General features: G+C 70.8%; 15 protein-coding genes and 1 riboswitch. Of the genes, 7 read left to right on the top strand and 8 right to left on the bottom strand.

Features of this window, described 5'->3' with window-relative positions; all coding sequences use genetic code 11:
• Positions 1-402: 402 nt before the first annotated feature.
• The 3 genes from QWU11_RS46005 to thrC all read right to left on the bottom strand — a co-directional run bounded on the left by QWU11_RS46005 (position 403) and on the right by thrC (position 2366).
• Positions 403-603 carry a cold-shock protein gene (locus QWU11_RS46005; RefSeq protein ID WP_290120938.1) on the bottom strand — a complete coding sequence of 67 codons (201 nt, stop codon included), beginning with the start codon at positions 601-603 and terminating at the stop codon, positions 403-405.
• Positions 604-849: 246 nt separating this feature from the next.
• Positions 850-1128 carry a MoaD/ThiS family protein gene (locus QWU11_RS46000; RefSeq protein WP_290120937.1) on the bottom strand — a complete coding sequence of 93 codons (279 nt, stop codon included), beginning with the start codon at positions 1126-1128 and terminating at the stop codon, positions 850-852.
• On the bottom strand, positions 1125-2366 hold the full coding sequence (gene thrC, locus QWU11_RS45995; protein WP_290120936.1) for a threonine synthase: 1242 nt from the start codon (positions 2364-2366) through the stop codon (positions 1125-1127). The genes QWU11_RS46000 and thrC overlap by 4 nt, the downstream gene beginning before the upstream one ends.
• A 15-nt stretch (positions 2367-2381) precedes the next feature.
• A riboswitch (SAM riboswitch) is annotated at positions 2382-2550 on the bottom strand.
• 171 nt (positions 2551-2721) lie between these two features.
• On the opposite strand from thrC, the gene QWU11_RS45990 reads away from it, so the two are divergent.
• The gene (locus QWU11_RS45990) at positions 2722-4143 is read left to right on the top strand and encodes a trehalose-6-phosphate synthase (protein ID WP_290120935.1); all 1422 of its coding nucleotides are present in this window, start codon (positions 2722-2724) and stop codon (positions 4141-4143) included.
• Positions 4144-4152: 9 nt separating this feature from the next.
• Here QWU11_RS45990 and QWU11_RS45985 read toward each other — a convergent pair whose 3' ends face one another.
• A complete protein-coding gene (locus tag QWU11_RS45985; protein WP_290120934.1) occupies positions 4153-4704 on the bottom strand; it encodes an RNA polymerase sigma factor in 552 nt (183 codons plus the stop codon).
• A gap of 54 nt (positions 4705-4758) precedes the next feature.
• Here QWU11_RS45985 and QWU11_RS45980 point away from each other — a divergent pair, with 54 nt between their 5' ends.
• Positions 4759-6438: a serine/threonine-protein kinase gene (locus QWU11_RS45980; protein ID WP_290120933.1), complete on the top strand. Its 1680-nt coding sequence runs from the start codon at positions 4759-4761 to the stop codon at positions 6436-6438.
• A gap of 55 nt (positions 6439-6493) precedes the next feature.
• Positions 6494-7042, top strand: coding sequence for a PadR family transcriptional regulator (locus QWU11_RS45975; RefSeq protein WP_290120932.1), 549 nt, complete (start codon positions 6494-6496; stop codon positions 7040-7042).
• Between the two features lie 69 nt (positions 7043-7111).
• On the opposite strand, the gene QWU11_RS45970 is transcribed toward QWU11_RS45975, so the two are convergent.
• From QWU11_RS45970 to QWU11_RS45960, 3 genes are all read right to left on the bottom strand, one after another.
• Positions 7112-7525, bottom strand: a complete 414-nt coding sequence (locus QWU11_RS45970) for a hypothetical protein (protein WP_290120931.1) — start codon at positions 7523-7525, stop codon at positions 7112-7114.
• Between the two features lie 96 nt (positions 7526-7621).
• Complete coding sequence (gene otsB / locus QWU11_RS45965) at positions 7622-8428, bottom strand: trehalose-phosphatase (RefSeq protein WP_290120930.1); 807 nt, start codon at positions 8426-8428, stop codon at positions 7622-7624.
• A gap of 110 nt (positions 8429-8538) precedes the next feature.
• On the bottom strand, positions 8539-8853 hold the full coding sequence (locus QWU11_RS45960) for a DUF3263 domain-containing protein (RefSeq protein WP_290120929.1): 315 nt from the start codon (positions 8851-8853) through the stop codon (positions 8539-8541).
• A gap of 99 nt (positions 8854-8952) precedes the next feature.
• Here QWU11_RS45960 and QWU11_RS45955 point away from each other — a divergent pair, with 99 nt between their 5' ends.
• The 3 genes from QWU11_RS45955 to QWU11_RS45945 all read left to right on the top strand — a co-directional run bounded on the left by QWU11_RS45955 (position 8953) and on the right by QWU11_RS45945 (position 11512).
• Positions 8953-9756: an SAM-dependent chlorinase/fluorinase gene (locus tag QWU11_RS45955; protein WP_290120928.1), complete on the top strand. Its 804-nt coding sequence runs from the start codon at positions 8953-8955 to the stop codon at positions 9754-9756.
• A gap of 60 nt (positions 9757-9816) precedes the next feature.
• Complete coding sequence (gene cax, locus QWU11_RS45950; protein WP_290120927.1) at positions 9817-10902, top strand: calcium/proton exchanger; 1086 nt, start codon at positions 9817-9819, stop codon at positions 10900-10902.
• Between the two features lie 67 nt (positions 10903-10969).
• The gene (locus QWU11_RS45945; protein WP_290120926.1) at positions 10970-11512 is read left to right on the top strand and encodes a MarR family winged helix-turn-helix transcriptional regulator; all 543 of its coding nucleotides are present in this window, start codon (positions 10970-10972) and stop codon (positions 11510-11512) included.
• 4 nt (positions 11513-11516) lie between these two features.
• Here QWU11_RS45945 and QWU11_RS45940 read toward each other — a convergent pair whose 3' ends face one another.
• Positions 11517-11756: an SHOCT domain-containing protein gene (locus QWU11_RS45940; protein ID WP_290120925.1), complete on the bottom strand. Its 240-nt coding sequence runs from the start codon at positions 11754-11756 to the stop codon at positions 11517-11519.
• Between the two features lie 310 nt (positions 11757-12066).
• Between QWU11_RS45940 and QWU11_RS45935 the strand changes: the two genes are divergently transcribed.
• Complete coding sequence (locus QWU11_RS45935; protein ID WP_290120924.1) at positions 12067-14295, top strand: S8 family serine peptidase; 2229 nt, start codon at positions 12067-12069, stop codon at positions 14293-14295.
• Positions 14296-14395 lie beyond the last annotated feature (100 nt).

The following is a 14395-nucleotide window of genomic DNA, read 5'->3' as shown; positions in this document are numbered from 1 at the left end:
TCTTCTCCAACACGACATTACGACCCTTAGGACCAAGGGTGACCTTAACCGCGTCAGCGAGCTGATTCATACCGCGTTCGAGGCCGCGACGCGCTTCCTCGTCGAACGCGATCATCTTTGCAGCCATAAGCTCCAGATCCTCCCGGAACGGGGTGGCTATCACTGGATCGAGTCGACGCCCGCGACGGACGACCCCTTCCAGCGGCTACCATGCCGCCGCCGGGATTGGAGGCCTCGTCGCCTCGATCGCTTTTTCGTGTTGGCACTCTCAACCGCAGAGTGCCAACGTCGTGTTTAGCACTCTACCCCAACGAGTGCAAGCCACACCGCTCCCACCAGGGACCGGACGCGCAGAGGGGCCCGGCGCCGCCGAGCGCCGGACCCCTCTCGAGCCATAGAGGATCAGATCGGGCGAACCGACTCAGCCTGCGGACCCCGGTCGCTCTGGGTGATCTCGAACTCGACCCGCTGCCCCTGCTCCAGGCTGCGGTAGCCATCGGCGATGATGGCCGAATAGTGCACGAACACGTCCTTGCCACCGTCGACCGCGATGAAGCCGTAGCCTTTGTCCGCGTTGAACCACTTGACGGTGCCTTGTGCCATTCCTAACAACTCCCACCAGGGCAATTCCCGTGGTCATTCCCACGGCTAGCGACTCGAGCCCGCCGGAGGCGCGGAACCCGTCGGCCACGGCGGGTCGCCCCGCGATGACCATCGCCGACCATACACACGGCTACCGTCCGTGGAACACCCTTTACCCAAGATGAGCGGACGGCCGATCCTGGTCAATCGGGAATCATTGAATTGGGAACTCCGCCACGTGGCGGTAAAGGCAGCCGACCCTCTCGGCTAACCGCCTGCGACCGCCGGGATGATGGAGATCTGTGTGCCCTCTGGGGTGACCGTGTCAAGGCCGTCGGCGAAGCGCACATCCTCTTCACCCACGTAGACATTCACAAAACGGCGTATTTTGCCATTTTCATCAAGGATTCGGGCGGCAATCCCGGAGAAACTGGCATCGAGGTCCGCCACGACCTCTCGTACCGTCGTTCCGGACGCGCGCACCTCGGATTCGCCGCCGGTGTAGTTGCGCAGGATCGTGGGGATGCGCACGCTGATCGAACTCATACCAGGCCCGCCTTTCGGAAAGCGTCGAACGAAGGGGCGATGTTCGCGGAGGGCTTCGCCACCGGGGCGACCGCGTCGAGGGTCTTGAGGCCGTCGCCGGAGTTGATGAACACCGTCTCGGCGCCCGGGTCCAGGACGCCGGAGGACAGCAGCTTGCGCAGCGAGCCGAGCGTCACGCCGCCGGCCGTCTCTCCGAAAATGCCCTCGGTGCGGGCGAGGAGGCCGATGCTGTCCACCACCTCTTCGTCGGAGACGTCCTCGATGGCGCCGCCCGTACGGCGGACCGCGTCCAGGACGTACGGGCCGTCGGCCGGGTTGCCGATCGCGAGGGACTTGGCGATCGTGTCGGGCTTGACCGGCCGTACGGCGTCGTGCCCGGCCTTGAAGGCGGCGGCGACCGGCGAGCAGCCGGTCGCCTGAGCGCCGAACACCTTGTACGGCTTGTCCTCCACGAGCCCCAGCTTGATGAGCTCCTGGAACGCCTTGTCGATCTTGGTGAGCTGCGAGCCGGACGCGATCGGCACGACGATCTGGTCGGGCAGGCGCCAGCCGAGCTGCTCGGCCACCTCGTACCCGATCGTCTTGGAGCCCTCGGCGTAGTAGGGCCGCACGTTGACGTTGACGAACGCCCAGTCGTCCTGCTCGCCGGCGATCTCGGAGGCGAGCCGGTTGACGTCGTCGTAGTTGCCGTCCACGGTCACGAACGTCCCGCCGTACACGGCGGTCGTGACGATCTTCTGCTGCTCGAGGTCGGAGGGCACGAACACCGCGCTGCGGATGCCCGCGCGCGCCGCCGCGGCGGCCACCGCGTTGGCGAGGTTGCCGGTCGAGGGACAGGCCAGCACCTTGAAGCCGAGCTCGCGCGCCGCGGCCAGCGCCACCGCGACGACCCGGTCCTTGAAGGAGTGCGTGGGGTTGCCACTGTCGTCCTTGACCCACAGCGAGCGGACACCGAGCGACTCGGCGAGGTTGTCGGCGCGGACCAGGCGCGTGAAACCGGGCTCGGTGTTGGGCGTCTCGATCACGCCTGCGGGCACCGGAAGCAGATCACGGTAGCGCCAGATGTTGCGGGGACCCGACTCGATCCGCTCGCGGCTGACCTGCGAGTAGTCGTAGGACACCTCGAGCGGGCCGAAACACTGCTCACAGGCGTAGTGGGGGCCGAGATCGTAGGATTCACCGCATTCGCGGCACGTGAGCGCGGTCGCGGGGCCGAGATTCCGTACGGCAGTCGACATGGAGCGAGGCCTCTCTCCTCATCTTCCTCGTGCCACCTTGGTCACGAGCCGGAGTTGGCACCTGTCCCGGGCGGCCTCGCGTAGGTTCGGCGAGTTGCGGCGCGGATGATCCGCGCTGGACCGCATGTCCGGGAAGGTTGCCGGGGCTTCAACGGGCCGGTCCCTCCACCCCTCTGGATGAGCAATATTCAGTTGTCGGTATCAGGAACTGTATACGTGACCGCCCGATGCTTGGCCAGCCGGGGTCTCAGGCCGCGAGACGCCCCGGGCGTGACCTGCATCCGTATGGTTACGAAACAGACAGTGACCGCCCCTTGCGCGATGGGCGTTAACAACGGCCGGTTACTCTCCCCCCATGGCTGACACGCAGGTGCTCATCGCGTCCAACCGCGGGCCTGTCTCGTTCTCCCTGGCCGATGACGGCGCGCTGTCGATGCGCCGCGGCGGCGGCGGCCTGGTCTCGGCCCTGGCCGGGCTGCGCGGTGACATTCTGTGGACCTGCGCGACCCTGTCCGACGCCGACCGCGCCGCGGCGCGCCAGACCACGGACGGCCGGCTGGACGTCCCCGACATCGGCGCCGTCCGGATGCTCGACATCCCGGCGGGCACCTTCCACCGGGCCTACAACGCGGTCGCCAACTCGACGCTGTGGTTCGTGCACCACATGCTGTACGACACCCCGAACAAGCCGCACTTCGACGCCCGCTCGCGGCGCGACTGGCAGTCCTATGAGGCCTACAACGCGGCGTTCGCCGACGCGCTGGCCCAGGACGCCGCGGCGGGCGCCAAGGTCGCCGTGCAGGACTACCACCTCTCGCTCGTGCCCACCCTGCTGCGCGAGCGCCGGCCCGACGTCAAGATCGCGCACTTCTCGCACACGCCGTGGTCGCCGCCGGAGTACTACCGGCTCCTGCCCGACGACATCGGGCGGCAGGTCCTCGAGGGCATCCTCGGCGCCGACCACGCCGGCTTCCAGACCGACCGCTGGGCGGACGCCTTCCTCGACTGCTGCGCGGCCGTCCTGCGGGCCAAGGTCGACACCACGGCCCGTACGGTCTCCCACCGCGGGCACGTCACGCGGGTCGGCGTGCACGGCCTCGGCGTCGACGGCCCGGCCCTGCGCGACCGCGCCGCCCAGCCGGACGTGGCCGCGCGCGCCGAGGTGCTGCGCGAGCGGGTCGGCGACCGGCGGCTCATCGTGCGCATCGACCGCACCGAGCTGTCCAAGAACATCGTGCGCGGCCTGGCCGCCTACCGCGAGATGCTCGCCAAGCACCACGAGTGGCACGGCCGGGTCGTGCACCTGGCGTTCGCCTATCCGTCCCGGCACGACCTGCCGGAGTACCGGGAGTACACCGCCGCGGTGCAGCGGATGGCGGCCGAGATCTCCGACGAGTTCGCCACCGGGTCGTGGGATCCGCTGATCCTGCAGGTCAACGACGACTACCCGCGCTCGCTCGCGGCGTACGGCATGGCCGACGTGCTGCTCGTGAACCCCATCCGCGACGGCATGAACCTCGTCGCCAAGGAGGGCCCTGCGCTGTCGAGGCGCGGCTGCGCGCTGGTGCTGTCGGACGAGGCCGGCGCCGCCACCGAGATGTCCGACGACGCCATCATGGTCAACCCCTACGACGTCTCACAGACCGCCGAGGCGCTGCACCAGGCGCTGCTCATGCCGGCGGACGAACGCGCCGAGCGCAGCAGGCGCCTCGCCGCGACCGCGACCGCGCTGCCCCCGCAGCGGTGGCTCGCCGGTCAGCTCGACGCGCTGGGCTGAGCCGGTGGCTCAGTTGTAGCCGTCGCCCAGCGACTGGCGCACCTGCTTGCGCGCCTCGTGGATCCGCGACTTGACCGTGCCCAGCGGCAGGTTGAGCTGGGTGGCGATCTCGCTGTACTCCAGCTGGGACACGTCGCGCAGCACGAGGGCCTCGATGAGGTCCGGCTTGCGGCGCTCCAGGTCCTCCATGGCGTCCAGGATGTCCACCCGCGAGCCCGCGATGACGCTCGTACGGCGCGGGTCCGGCCGCTGGTCCGGCAGCTCACCGGCCTGTTCCATCGAGCGGCGCTTGAGCGACCGGTAGGTCGAGCGCGCGGAGTTGGCCACCACGACGTGCAGCCAGGTGGTGAAGCGCGACCGCCCCTCGAAGCGGTTGATGTTCCGTGCGACCTGCATCAACGCGTCCTGGCAGGCCTCCTCGGCATCCTGCCGGCACGGCAGGAACCGCGAGCAGTGCCGCAGGACGTCGGGCTCGATCACACGCAACAGCGCGTTGAGAGCCTCCCGATCGCCCTTTGCGGCTCGCTGAGCCAGCTCCTCGGTCCGCTCGTCGTACGCCATGACCCGTCCTCGCCCTCACCATCGCCCCGTATTGGGCATGATACGGGGGTGTCCATGCCTTCGGCTGTCGGCCGTTACCGAATCGATCGCGTTCTCGGGTCCGGAGCTTTCGCCTCCGTCTGGCTCGCCCACGACGAGGTCCTCGATGCGAAGGTCGCGGTCAAGGTACTCGCCGGCGGCCTCATCGACGACCTCGACGTGCGCAATCGCTTCCTCGAAGAAGCCAAGATCCTGCGCCGCGCGGACTCCGAGCGCCTCGTCCGCGTGCACGACATCGGCGAGCTCGCGGACGGCCGTCCGTACTTCGTCATGTCCTACGCCGACCTCGGCACGCTCTCGGAGCGGATGAGAACGCGCGACCTCCCGGTGGGCGAGGCGCTGCGGCTGGCCGCCGAGGTCGCGCACGGCGTGGAGGTCATCAACCGGCTCGGCATCATCCACCGCGACCTCAAGCCGTCCAACGTGCTGTTCCAGTCGACCACCGACGGCGGCGAACGCCTGCTGATCGCCGACCTCGGCCTCGCCAAGGCGCTCGCGCACGCCTCCGGCGCCTTCACGCTGCCGGTCGGGACACCGGGGTACATGTCGCCGGAGCAGGCGAGGTTCGGCGGCGGTCTCGACGTGCGCGCCGACGTGTACGGCCTCGGCGCGCTGACCTACCACCTGGTGACCGGCCGCCCGCCGAGCACGGCGCCGGTGCTCGTGCCGCCGAGCTCGGTACGCCCCGACCTGCCCCCGGCGGTCGACGAGATCGTGATGCGGGCGCTGGAGACCGACCGTGAGCGGCGCTGGCCGTCGGCGGAGGCGTTCGGCGCGGCGCTCGGCGTCCCGCTCAGGTCGGTGTCCCACGGCGTCTCGCCGGACCAGACGGTGGCCGACCGTGGCACCGGCGACGCGACGGTGGGCGACCCGACCGTCAGCGGCCGCGCGCCCGTGCCTCCGGACGACACGACCTCCGACCGGCCCTCGCGGCGCTCGACCCGGACCTCCGACCCGAGCGGATCGGGCTCGCAGCCGGGCCGCCACCGGATGTCGCCGGCGTACGAGCCGACCGAGCAGCGTCCCCTGCCGGGCACCGGGCCCTCCGCGGACGAGACCAGAGTGGACCTGCCGGTCGTCGGCGCGCCCGAAGAGGCCGCCGAGGTACGCGCCGGGCAGACGGGCCGCAGCCGGGTGCTGGCCGCTCTCGGGCTCGTCGCGGTGCTCGTGGTCGGCGCGGGCGGCGCGTACGCCATCGCGAAGATGACCGGCGCCGGCTCGTCGGACAAGCCCGAGGACGGCCTCGTGTCCGTCACCGACACCACGGGCCGGCTGACCCTTCGCGTGCCGCCCACCTGGAGGCTGCAGACGCAGCGCAACCGCTGGCCGGTCACGGTCAGCGACGGCGCGTCCGCCCCGGCGCTGCGGGCCACGCCCGACTACGCCCAGTTCGTACGGGACGACACGCCGGTCCCGGGGGTCTTCGCCGGGCTGACCCACGACCTGACCGTCACCCTGCCGCCGCCCACGCTCGGCAGTCACACCGGCAAGTGCACGGCGGGCGCGCAGCGGCCGTACCGGCACGGCTCGCTGAGCGGCCGGATCACGCCGTGGACCTGCGGCGGGTCGATCACGATCAACGAGGTCGGGCTGCGCGACGCGAGCGGGAAGTTCGCGATGTGGGTCCGGGTGAAGCTGACCGGGCCGCCCGACATCACGCAGAAGATCTTGGACAGCATCACCGCCAAGGGCTGACTCTCCCAGGCCATCGCGTACGATATATCGGTAATAGATCGCTCGGGAGAGAGTCATGCACAGACGAGCCATGCACAGCGAGGAACGCGCGGCGTTCGGCGGCTGGGGTCCGGGCTTCGGCCCGGGGTTCGGCACGCGCGGGCGCGGCGGCCGGGGCGGCCGCCGTACCAAGCGCGGCAACGTCCGTGCCGCCATCCTGGCGCTGCTGAACGAGCGGCCCATGCACGGATACGAGATGATCCAGGAGCTGGAGAGCCGTACCGGCGGGCTGTGGCGGCCGAGCCCGGGATCGGTCTATCCCACCCTGCAGCTCCTTGAGGACGAGGGCCTGATCTCCGGCGAGCAGTCGTCGGGCAAGCGACTGTTCAAGCTGGCCGCCGCCGGGCGTACGGAGACCGAATCCCAGACGACCCCGCCCTGGGCCGAGATCACCGAGGACGCCGGCGAGGCGGCCACGCACTTCCAGACGGCGATGGGCCAGCTGATGATGGCGCTCCGCCAGGTCATGCAGGCCGGCAGCGAGGAGCAGCGCGAGCGCGCGCTCGAGGTGATCAACGACACGCGGCGGCGTCTCTACGGCATTCTCGCCGACGACGAGAGCTGAGAGCCGCCCGCGGACAGCGAAAAGCGCCCGGCGATCTCGCCACCGGGCGCCCCCGTCTCATCCCCCGTGTCACGCCACGGGAACACCGAACGCGCCGACCAGAGCGTCGAGCTCCTGACGCCAGATGCGGTGGACGTTCAGACGCAGCGGCTTGGCCGCCGTCGGCACGTTGTACTTGAACGAGCTCCACAGCGAGCTGCGCTTGTAGTCGGAGATCCGCACGCTCTGCAGCGGCGCGGTGAACGCGATCTCCTTGGGCCGGTTCGAGACACGGTTCATCTTCACGAAGATGACCTGCTGCTGCGTCACGGCCACGTAGTAGTAGTCGACGAAGAACTGACCGAGCAGGCCGAGCTGGTTCATCAGCCACGGGCTCGGGCCCGTGATCGCGTAAACCCCGCTCACGATCTGCTCGCCCGGCTGCAGAGCCTGGACGACCATCTCGTTCGCCTGCTTCTTGATGGTCTCCTTGCGAACGGCCATCATCCCACCTTCCGATTTGAGGGCGGCAGATGCCCCAATTCCGCCGTGAAAGCCAATGATCGCCGGAATGCTACCGGTTTTTGCGAGGGGTTTTGATCAGAACAATTCACTCGTGAGTGATTCGACCAGCCGGACGACGCCGGGCGGGCCGTCGACGACGAGATCGGCGCGTTCGGCCAGCGCGATCACCTCGTCGGAGGCGCTGCACACCGTGACGCCGGGCACCCCGCCGGCGCGCAGGGCGTCGACCGCGTCGTAGGCGGCCAGGTCGCCCAGGTCGTCACCGGCGTACAGGACGGCGGTACTGCCGAGCTCGGCGACGAGCGCGCGCAGCGCGGCGCCCTTGTCCATTCCCGGCGGGCGGAGCTCGAGCACGAACCGGCCGGGCTCCATGGTCAGGCCGGTCCGCTCGGCGAGTGCGGCGACGAGGCTGCGCAGGCGTTCGAGGGCCACCTCGGGCTCGGCCGCGCGCCGCGTGTGCACGGCCAGCGCGTGGCCCTTGTCCTCGATGACCACCCCCTCGGGGGCCGACTCGATGATCTTGGGGAGCTTCACCCGGGCCTCCTCGACGCCGGCGGGCGGCTCGGGCGCGTCGAGCGTGCCGTTCTCCCAGCGCTCGCGGCCGTACTGGCCGAGCACGACGAGGCCCTCGACGCCGGCCAGCCCGCCGTACTCCACCGCGACGGCGGCCGGGCGGCCGGTGATGACGGCGACCTTGCCGAGGTGAGAGGCGAGTTCGGCGAGCGCCACGGCGGCTCCGTCCTGGGCGCGCGCGGAGTCGGGGTCATCGACGATCGGGGCGAGGGTGCCGTCGAAGTCGAAGGCGGCCAGCGCACCGGCCGGCCGTGCCCTGATCGCGGCCAGCCCTTCGGCGCCGGCGTCCGTACGGGACTCGAGGTTCATGGGTCGCTCAGCCTATCCGGCTCGCCGGGCCCCGGTCCGGCGACGCCGCGACATGCGAGGATTCCCGGCACGACGGGCGATACGTGCCGTTCGCGAGTCGGTGATGGGGCTCAGGTGCGGATGCCGAGCCGGCGGGCGGCCCGCTGGCGCTGGCGCTGCGTCCGCTGGCGGCGCAGCCGCTTCACGAGCATGGGGTCGTGCTCCAGGGCCTCGGGTCGGTCGATGAGTCGGCTCAGGAGCTGGTAGTAGCGCGTCGAGGACATGTCGAAGAGCTCGCGGATCGCCTGTTCCTTGGCACCCGCGTACTTCCACCACTGCCGCTCGAAGGAGAGAATCTCAAGGTCACGGTCGGCCAGGCCGCCGTCACCCTCGCTCTGTGGACCGTTCTTCTCAGGGCCATCGCCCCGGGCGTCCGCCGGTTGCATCAGGTCCCCTCTGTACGGGTTCGGGGGGCTGTCATGCTACGCGTGATCACCGACATCTTCGCGGTGTTCTCAGGGATGCCCACGGGCGTAGCCTGAACTGTGACGCCGAAGCACTGCGTAACGCTACTGACCGACTACGGGCTGGAAGACGGTTTCGTCGCCGCATGTCACGGCGTCATCGCGAGCATCTGCCCGCCCGCGCGCATCATCGACATCACCCATCTCGTGCCTCCCGGAGACGTACGCCGCGGCGCCGCGATCATGGCGCAGACGGTCCCGTACCTCCCGGCCGGCGTGCACGTCGCGGTGATCGATCCGGGTGTGGGCACGCGGCGCCGGGCGGTCGCCGTCGCGGCGGGCGAGCGCGTCTTCATCGGGCCCGACAACGGCGTGCTGTCCTGGGCGGTCGCGGACCCGGACATCCAGGCGTACGAGCTGACCGACCAGGAGCTCTGGCTGGACCCGGTGTCGGCGACCTTCCACGGCCGCGACATCTTCGCGCCCGTGGCGGCCCACGTCGCCTCCGGCCACGCCGTCACCTCGGTCGGCACGGAGATCGACCCGGACGGGCTCGTACGCCTCCCGCCGCCGGCCCGCGCCGTACACGACGGCACGGCCGCGGGCGAGGTCGTCACGGTCGACCGGTTCGGCAACGTCCAGCTCTCGGTCACCCGCGCCGACCTGGAGCGCATCGGCGCGCGGTGCGGCGGGACCGTCACCGTCACGCTCGGACGGCACTCGCTGCGGATGACGTACGGCGAGACCTTCGGCTCGGTGCCTCCCGGAGAGCTGGTGGCCTACACCGACGCCACCGGCCAGGTCGCCCTCGCCGTCAACTCCGGCAACGCCGCCCAGCGCCTCGGCCTGCCGCCCGGAGCGCACGTCCGGCTGACCGCCGAATAGAGCACGATCAGGTCAAGCAAACGTCAAAACAGCAGGTCCCGATGCGGCATGATCTTCCGCATGGGTTTCACGCGCTCTGACTGGCGACTCATCATCATTACCGTCGTGGTGGCGGGAGCCGCCGGGACGGCCTACTACGCGAAGCTCGGCGGAAACGTCGCGCCGTTCGTGATCGCCGCGATCGCCCTGGCGCTGCTGGCCACTCTGGTCGGGCGCAGTGTCGAGGAGCTGGGCGACCGGCTCGGCTCGGGCGCGACCGGCGTCGTGCAGAGCGCGCTGGGCAACCTCCCCGAGCTGTTCGTCGTGCTGTTCGCGCTGCGGGACAAGCTGTACGGCGTCGCCACCGCGACCATCGTGGGCTCCATCCTGGCCAATGTGCTGCTGGTGCTCGGCCTGGCGTTCCTGTTCGGCGGCATCAAGCACGGCCGGCAGACGTTCGGCAGCGAGGGCGCGCGGACGATGTCGATGCTCATGGTGCTGTCCGTCGCCGCGATGCTGGTCCCCTCGCTCACCTCGGCGCTGGGGTCGCACGCCACGAAGGCCGCGCTGCACGAGCGTGACCTGTCGATCGTCGTCTCGGTGCTGCTGCTCGGCCTGTTCGTCGCCTCCCTTCCCGCGTCGCTGCGCCGGCAGAAGAGCGCCGAGGGCGGCGGTGAGGGCGAGGGTTCGGAGCCCGCGAGCCGCCACTCCTGGTCCATGGGCGTCGCGCTGGGCATGCTGGCGATCACCGGGGTGGGCGCCGCGTTCGTCTCGGACTGGTTCGTGGCGGCGCTGCAGCCCGCGATGTCCACGCTCGGCATCTCCGAGGCGTTCGCCGGTCTGGTCATCGTCGCGATCGCCGGCAACGCGGTCGAGAACGTCGTCGGCATCCAGCTCGCGCTGAAGAACCAGTCCGACTTCGCCCTGTCGCTGATCCTGCAGAGCCCGCTGCAGATCTCGCTCGTGGTCGCGCCCGCGCTGGTCCTGCTCTCGCCGCTGGTCGGGGCGTCCTTCACCCTCGTCCTGTCACCGCTGCTGATCGCGGTACTGATCATGGCCGTCGTGATCACCGTTCTGGTGGTGCTCGACGGCGAGTCGAACTGGCTCGAGGGCGCGACCCTGATCATCTTGTACGGCATCATCGCCACGGCCTTCTGGTGGGGATGATGAAACCTCTTAAACCGGCCAATACCGGACGGCATTGATGCTTGCTCGACTCAACTACTGTGACCCTGTGAGTCCGCACATCGACACGAGTGTGGCGGAGATCGAACGAGCGGCGTTCCAGCTCCGGCGACTCTGGGCCAAGCCGCATCTCCTGCAGCGCCTGCGTGAGCAGTGCGGGCACGGCGGACGTCCCATCCAGCTGTCCAGCCTGCTGGTCATCCACGCCATCGCGGGCTACGGCGAGGGCGACGACGACGTCACCGTGGGCGCCGTCGCCGACTACCTCGACATCGACCCCTCCACCGCCAGCCGGCTCGTCGGCCACGCCATCGACGCCGGTTTCGTGTCCCGCAGCCCGTCGCCGGTCGACGCGCGGCGCGCGCACCTGCGGCTGACGGAGGCCGGCGACCGGGTACGCGGCCTGACCGACGACTTCCGCCAGCGCTTCATCGCCCAGCTCGTCGCCGACTGGACCGACGGCGAGCGGAGGGAGTTCGCCCGGCTGCTCGGGAGGTTCGCCGAGGCGGCCGCGAACTTCCCGATGGAGTCCACGGCGTTCGAGCCTCCCGAGCAGGAGCCGGCGCAAGCGGCGGCCCGGTGCGAGGACTGAGCGGTCAGGAGCGCAGCACTCCCAGCCGCTCGCGGTACTCCTCCTCGTCGATCTCTCCGCGGGCGTAGCGTTCGGCGAGCACCTTCTCGGCGCCGCCCCCCTTCGTGCGCTTCGACAGCAGGTAGAACCCGCCGCCGAGGACCAGCAGCCAGAACAGGCCGAAACCGATCGGGAAGACGGGCCACCATCCGGGGGCGTCGCCGTCGTGCCAGGGACCGTGCGCGGTCAGCGTCATCGCGTTCATGCCCCGATGGTGGTCCGGCGGTCACCGGGTCCGCGTCCTACGACGGGCGGCTCCGCGCGTACGCCCGGCGGCGCAGACGAATCCGGGCCGGCGGTCCGGATGGCCGCCAGGGAAGGGGTGCGCGGAGGAGACTCCGCGCGCGGCCATCGGGAGCACAGGCCCGGAACGCGTACAGGTGCACCGTACACATTGAGCGAGATTTGGACCATATTCCCCCCGATCACCGCGCATCTGGCATTCGACGACGTGAACGCACGACCTCGGGCCGTGGCAGAATGACGGCCGCAGTCGATAGCCGGGAGGGGATCCGGTGCACGTGTTCGAGCCTCGCCGCACCGTCCCGCGCGTGGCCTCGGCACTGCTGGTCAGCGCCGCGGTCGGGGTGCTCTCGGTCCCTGCGGCCCAGTCGGCCTCGCCCACACTGACCACGCGCGCGGCACCCGCGGACCTCTACCGCGGGCAGCAGTGGACGCTCGACGCCCTGCATATCTCGCGCGCCTGGAAATACTCACGCGGCAACGGTGTGACCGTGGCGGTGCTGGACACCGGGGTCGACGGCCACCAGCCCGACCTGTCCGGCCGCGTGATCGACGGCCCGGACTTCACCGGCCACACGCGCAAACCCGGCGGACGCTACTGGGGCCGGCACGGCACCGAGATGGCGAGCCTCATCGCGGGCCACGGTCACGGCACCGGCGCGGCGGCGGGCGTCATGGGGGTGGCGCCGGACGCGAAGGTCCTCTCGATCCGGGTGACCTGGGAGCTGAACGACCCGATCCGTACGGACAAGGCCCAGGTCGACCGGGCGCGCGACGCGGTCGCCAAGGGCATCCGGTACGCCGCCGACCACGGTGCGCAGGTCATCAGCATGTCGCTGGGCGGCGGCAACCTGTTCTACAACGGCAACACCGCCGAAGAGGCGGCGATCAAGTACGCGCTCGGCAAGGGCTCGGTGCTCATCGCCTCCGCCGGCAACGACGGCAACGCCGCCAACCGCCGCAACTACCCGGCCGCCTATCCCGGCGTGATCGCGGTGGGCGCGGTCGACCGGGGGTTCAAGCCGGCCAAGTTCACCAACCGGCACACCTACATCTCGGTCGCGGCCCCCGGCGTCGAGATCGTCAGCGCGGACGTCGCCGGGCACGGCTACATCCTCGGCACCGGGACGAGCTCCTCGGCCGCCTTCGTGGCGGGCATGAGCGCGCTGGTCAAGGCTCGCTACCCGCGCCTCACGCCGGCCGAGGTCAAGCAGTCGCTGGAGGAGGGCGCCACGCACCGTCCTCCCGACGGCCGCAGCACCGAGATCGGCACCGGCGTCGCCGACGCGTACGGCGCCCTGCGGACGGCTGCGCGGATCAACAAGGCCGAGCACGGCGGCACGACGGTCGAGACGCCGCCCTCGACGTCACGGCCGGCACCCCCGGCCGCCTCCCACGGACCGGACCTGCTGCTCATCGCCGTGCTGAGCGGCGGCGGCACCCTGATCGTGCTGAGCCTGATCCTCGGCTGGCGGCAGCGACGGCGGCGGGCGCCTCGCGGCGACGACGATGACGAGATCTCCGAGGAGACGCCCGTGCCGTCGCGTCCGCCGGCCCACTCCGCGGCCGAGGCGTCGTGGGAGCGGCGGCCGAGCGGTCCGCCCTCGGGACTGTCGCCCTGGGAACGCCGGCCACCGGAGGCCGCGCCCCCGTCCCCGTCTCCGGACCTGGACCAGCAGGACGAGTGGGACTCCTCGCCGCCCGTCACGCCGTGGGAACGCCGCCGGCCTCGGCCCACGGCCCCCAACACCTGGAGCCCGGAGCCGGCCGAGGCCGAGTCCTGGAACCTGCCCGCAGCCGAGCCCGAGCCGCTCGACCGGCCGGACCAGCGCCCGTCCTGGGACCCGGAGCCGGTCGACCAGCGCCCCTCATGGGACCTCCCCGTCCCCGACCCGGAGCCGGTCGACCAGCGGCCCTCGTGGGACCTCCCCGTTCCGTCGTGGGACCCCGAGGCGGCCGACCGGCAGGAGCAACGCCCCTCCTGGGACCTCCCGGCCGCCGAGCCCTCCTGGGAGGCCCAGCAGCCCGAGGCCGACTCCTGGAACCTGCCTCCGGCCGAGCCGGAGGCAGAGCCGGGCCGGCGGCGGTCCTGGGACGCTCCGCCCGCCGAGCCCTCCTGGCAGCTCCCCCCGGCCGAGCCCGAGCCTCCAGAGCCGTCGTACGAGCCCTACGAGCCGCCGCCGCGCGGCCCGGAGGAGGGGAACGGCTCCAACGGACGCCACCGCGCCTCCCCGCCGCGCGACTTCCGCGTCGCCGGCGGGCAGGAACCCGACCCCCTGACCGACGACGCCCCGATCGACTCCTCCTCCGACATGGGCACGCCGCTCGCGGACGAGAGCTGGGACAGCATCCGCCGCGGCTTCGACCGGCTGAAGGACGCGAGCAACTGGGAGTCGCTGGCCAACGGCGACCTCGACGACGACGCGGGGCCCGCGCAGGACGCCTTCGACGAGACGGCCAGCATGCCGATCGTCGATCCGGACGAGGACGAGAAGAACTGACCCGCGGACGTGGGGTTAGCCCCACCACGACCCGGCATGCCAGCCACATGGGACGCGTCCGCGCGTTCCCGTAGCGTTCTTCACGAACCGACCTGAAGGA

It is taken from the genome of Actinomadura sp. DC4 (genome assembly GCF_030406325.1).
GTDB lineage: Bacteria > Actinomycetota > Actinomycetes > Streptosporangiales > Streptosporangiaceae > Actinoallomurus.
Note: the sequence above shows the minus strand (reverse complement) of the source record. Positions and strands in the feature narration are given on the sequence as shown.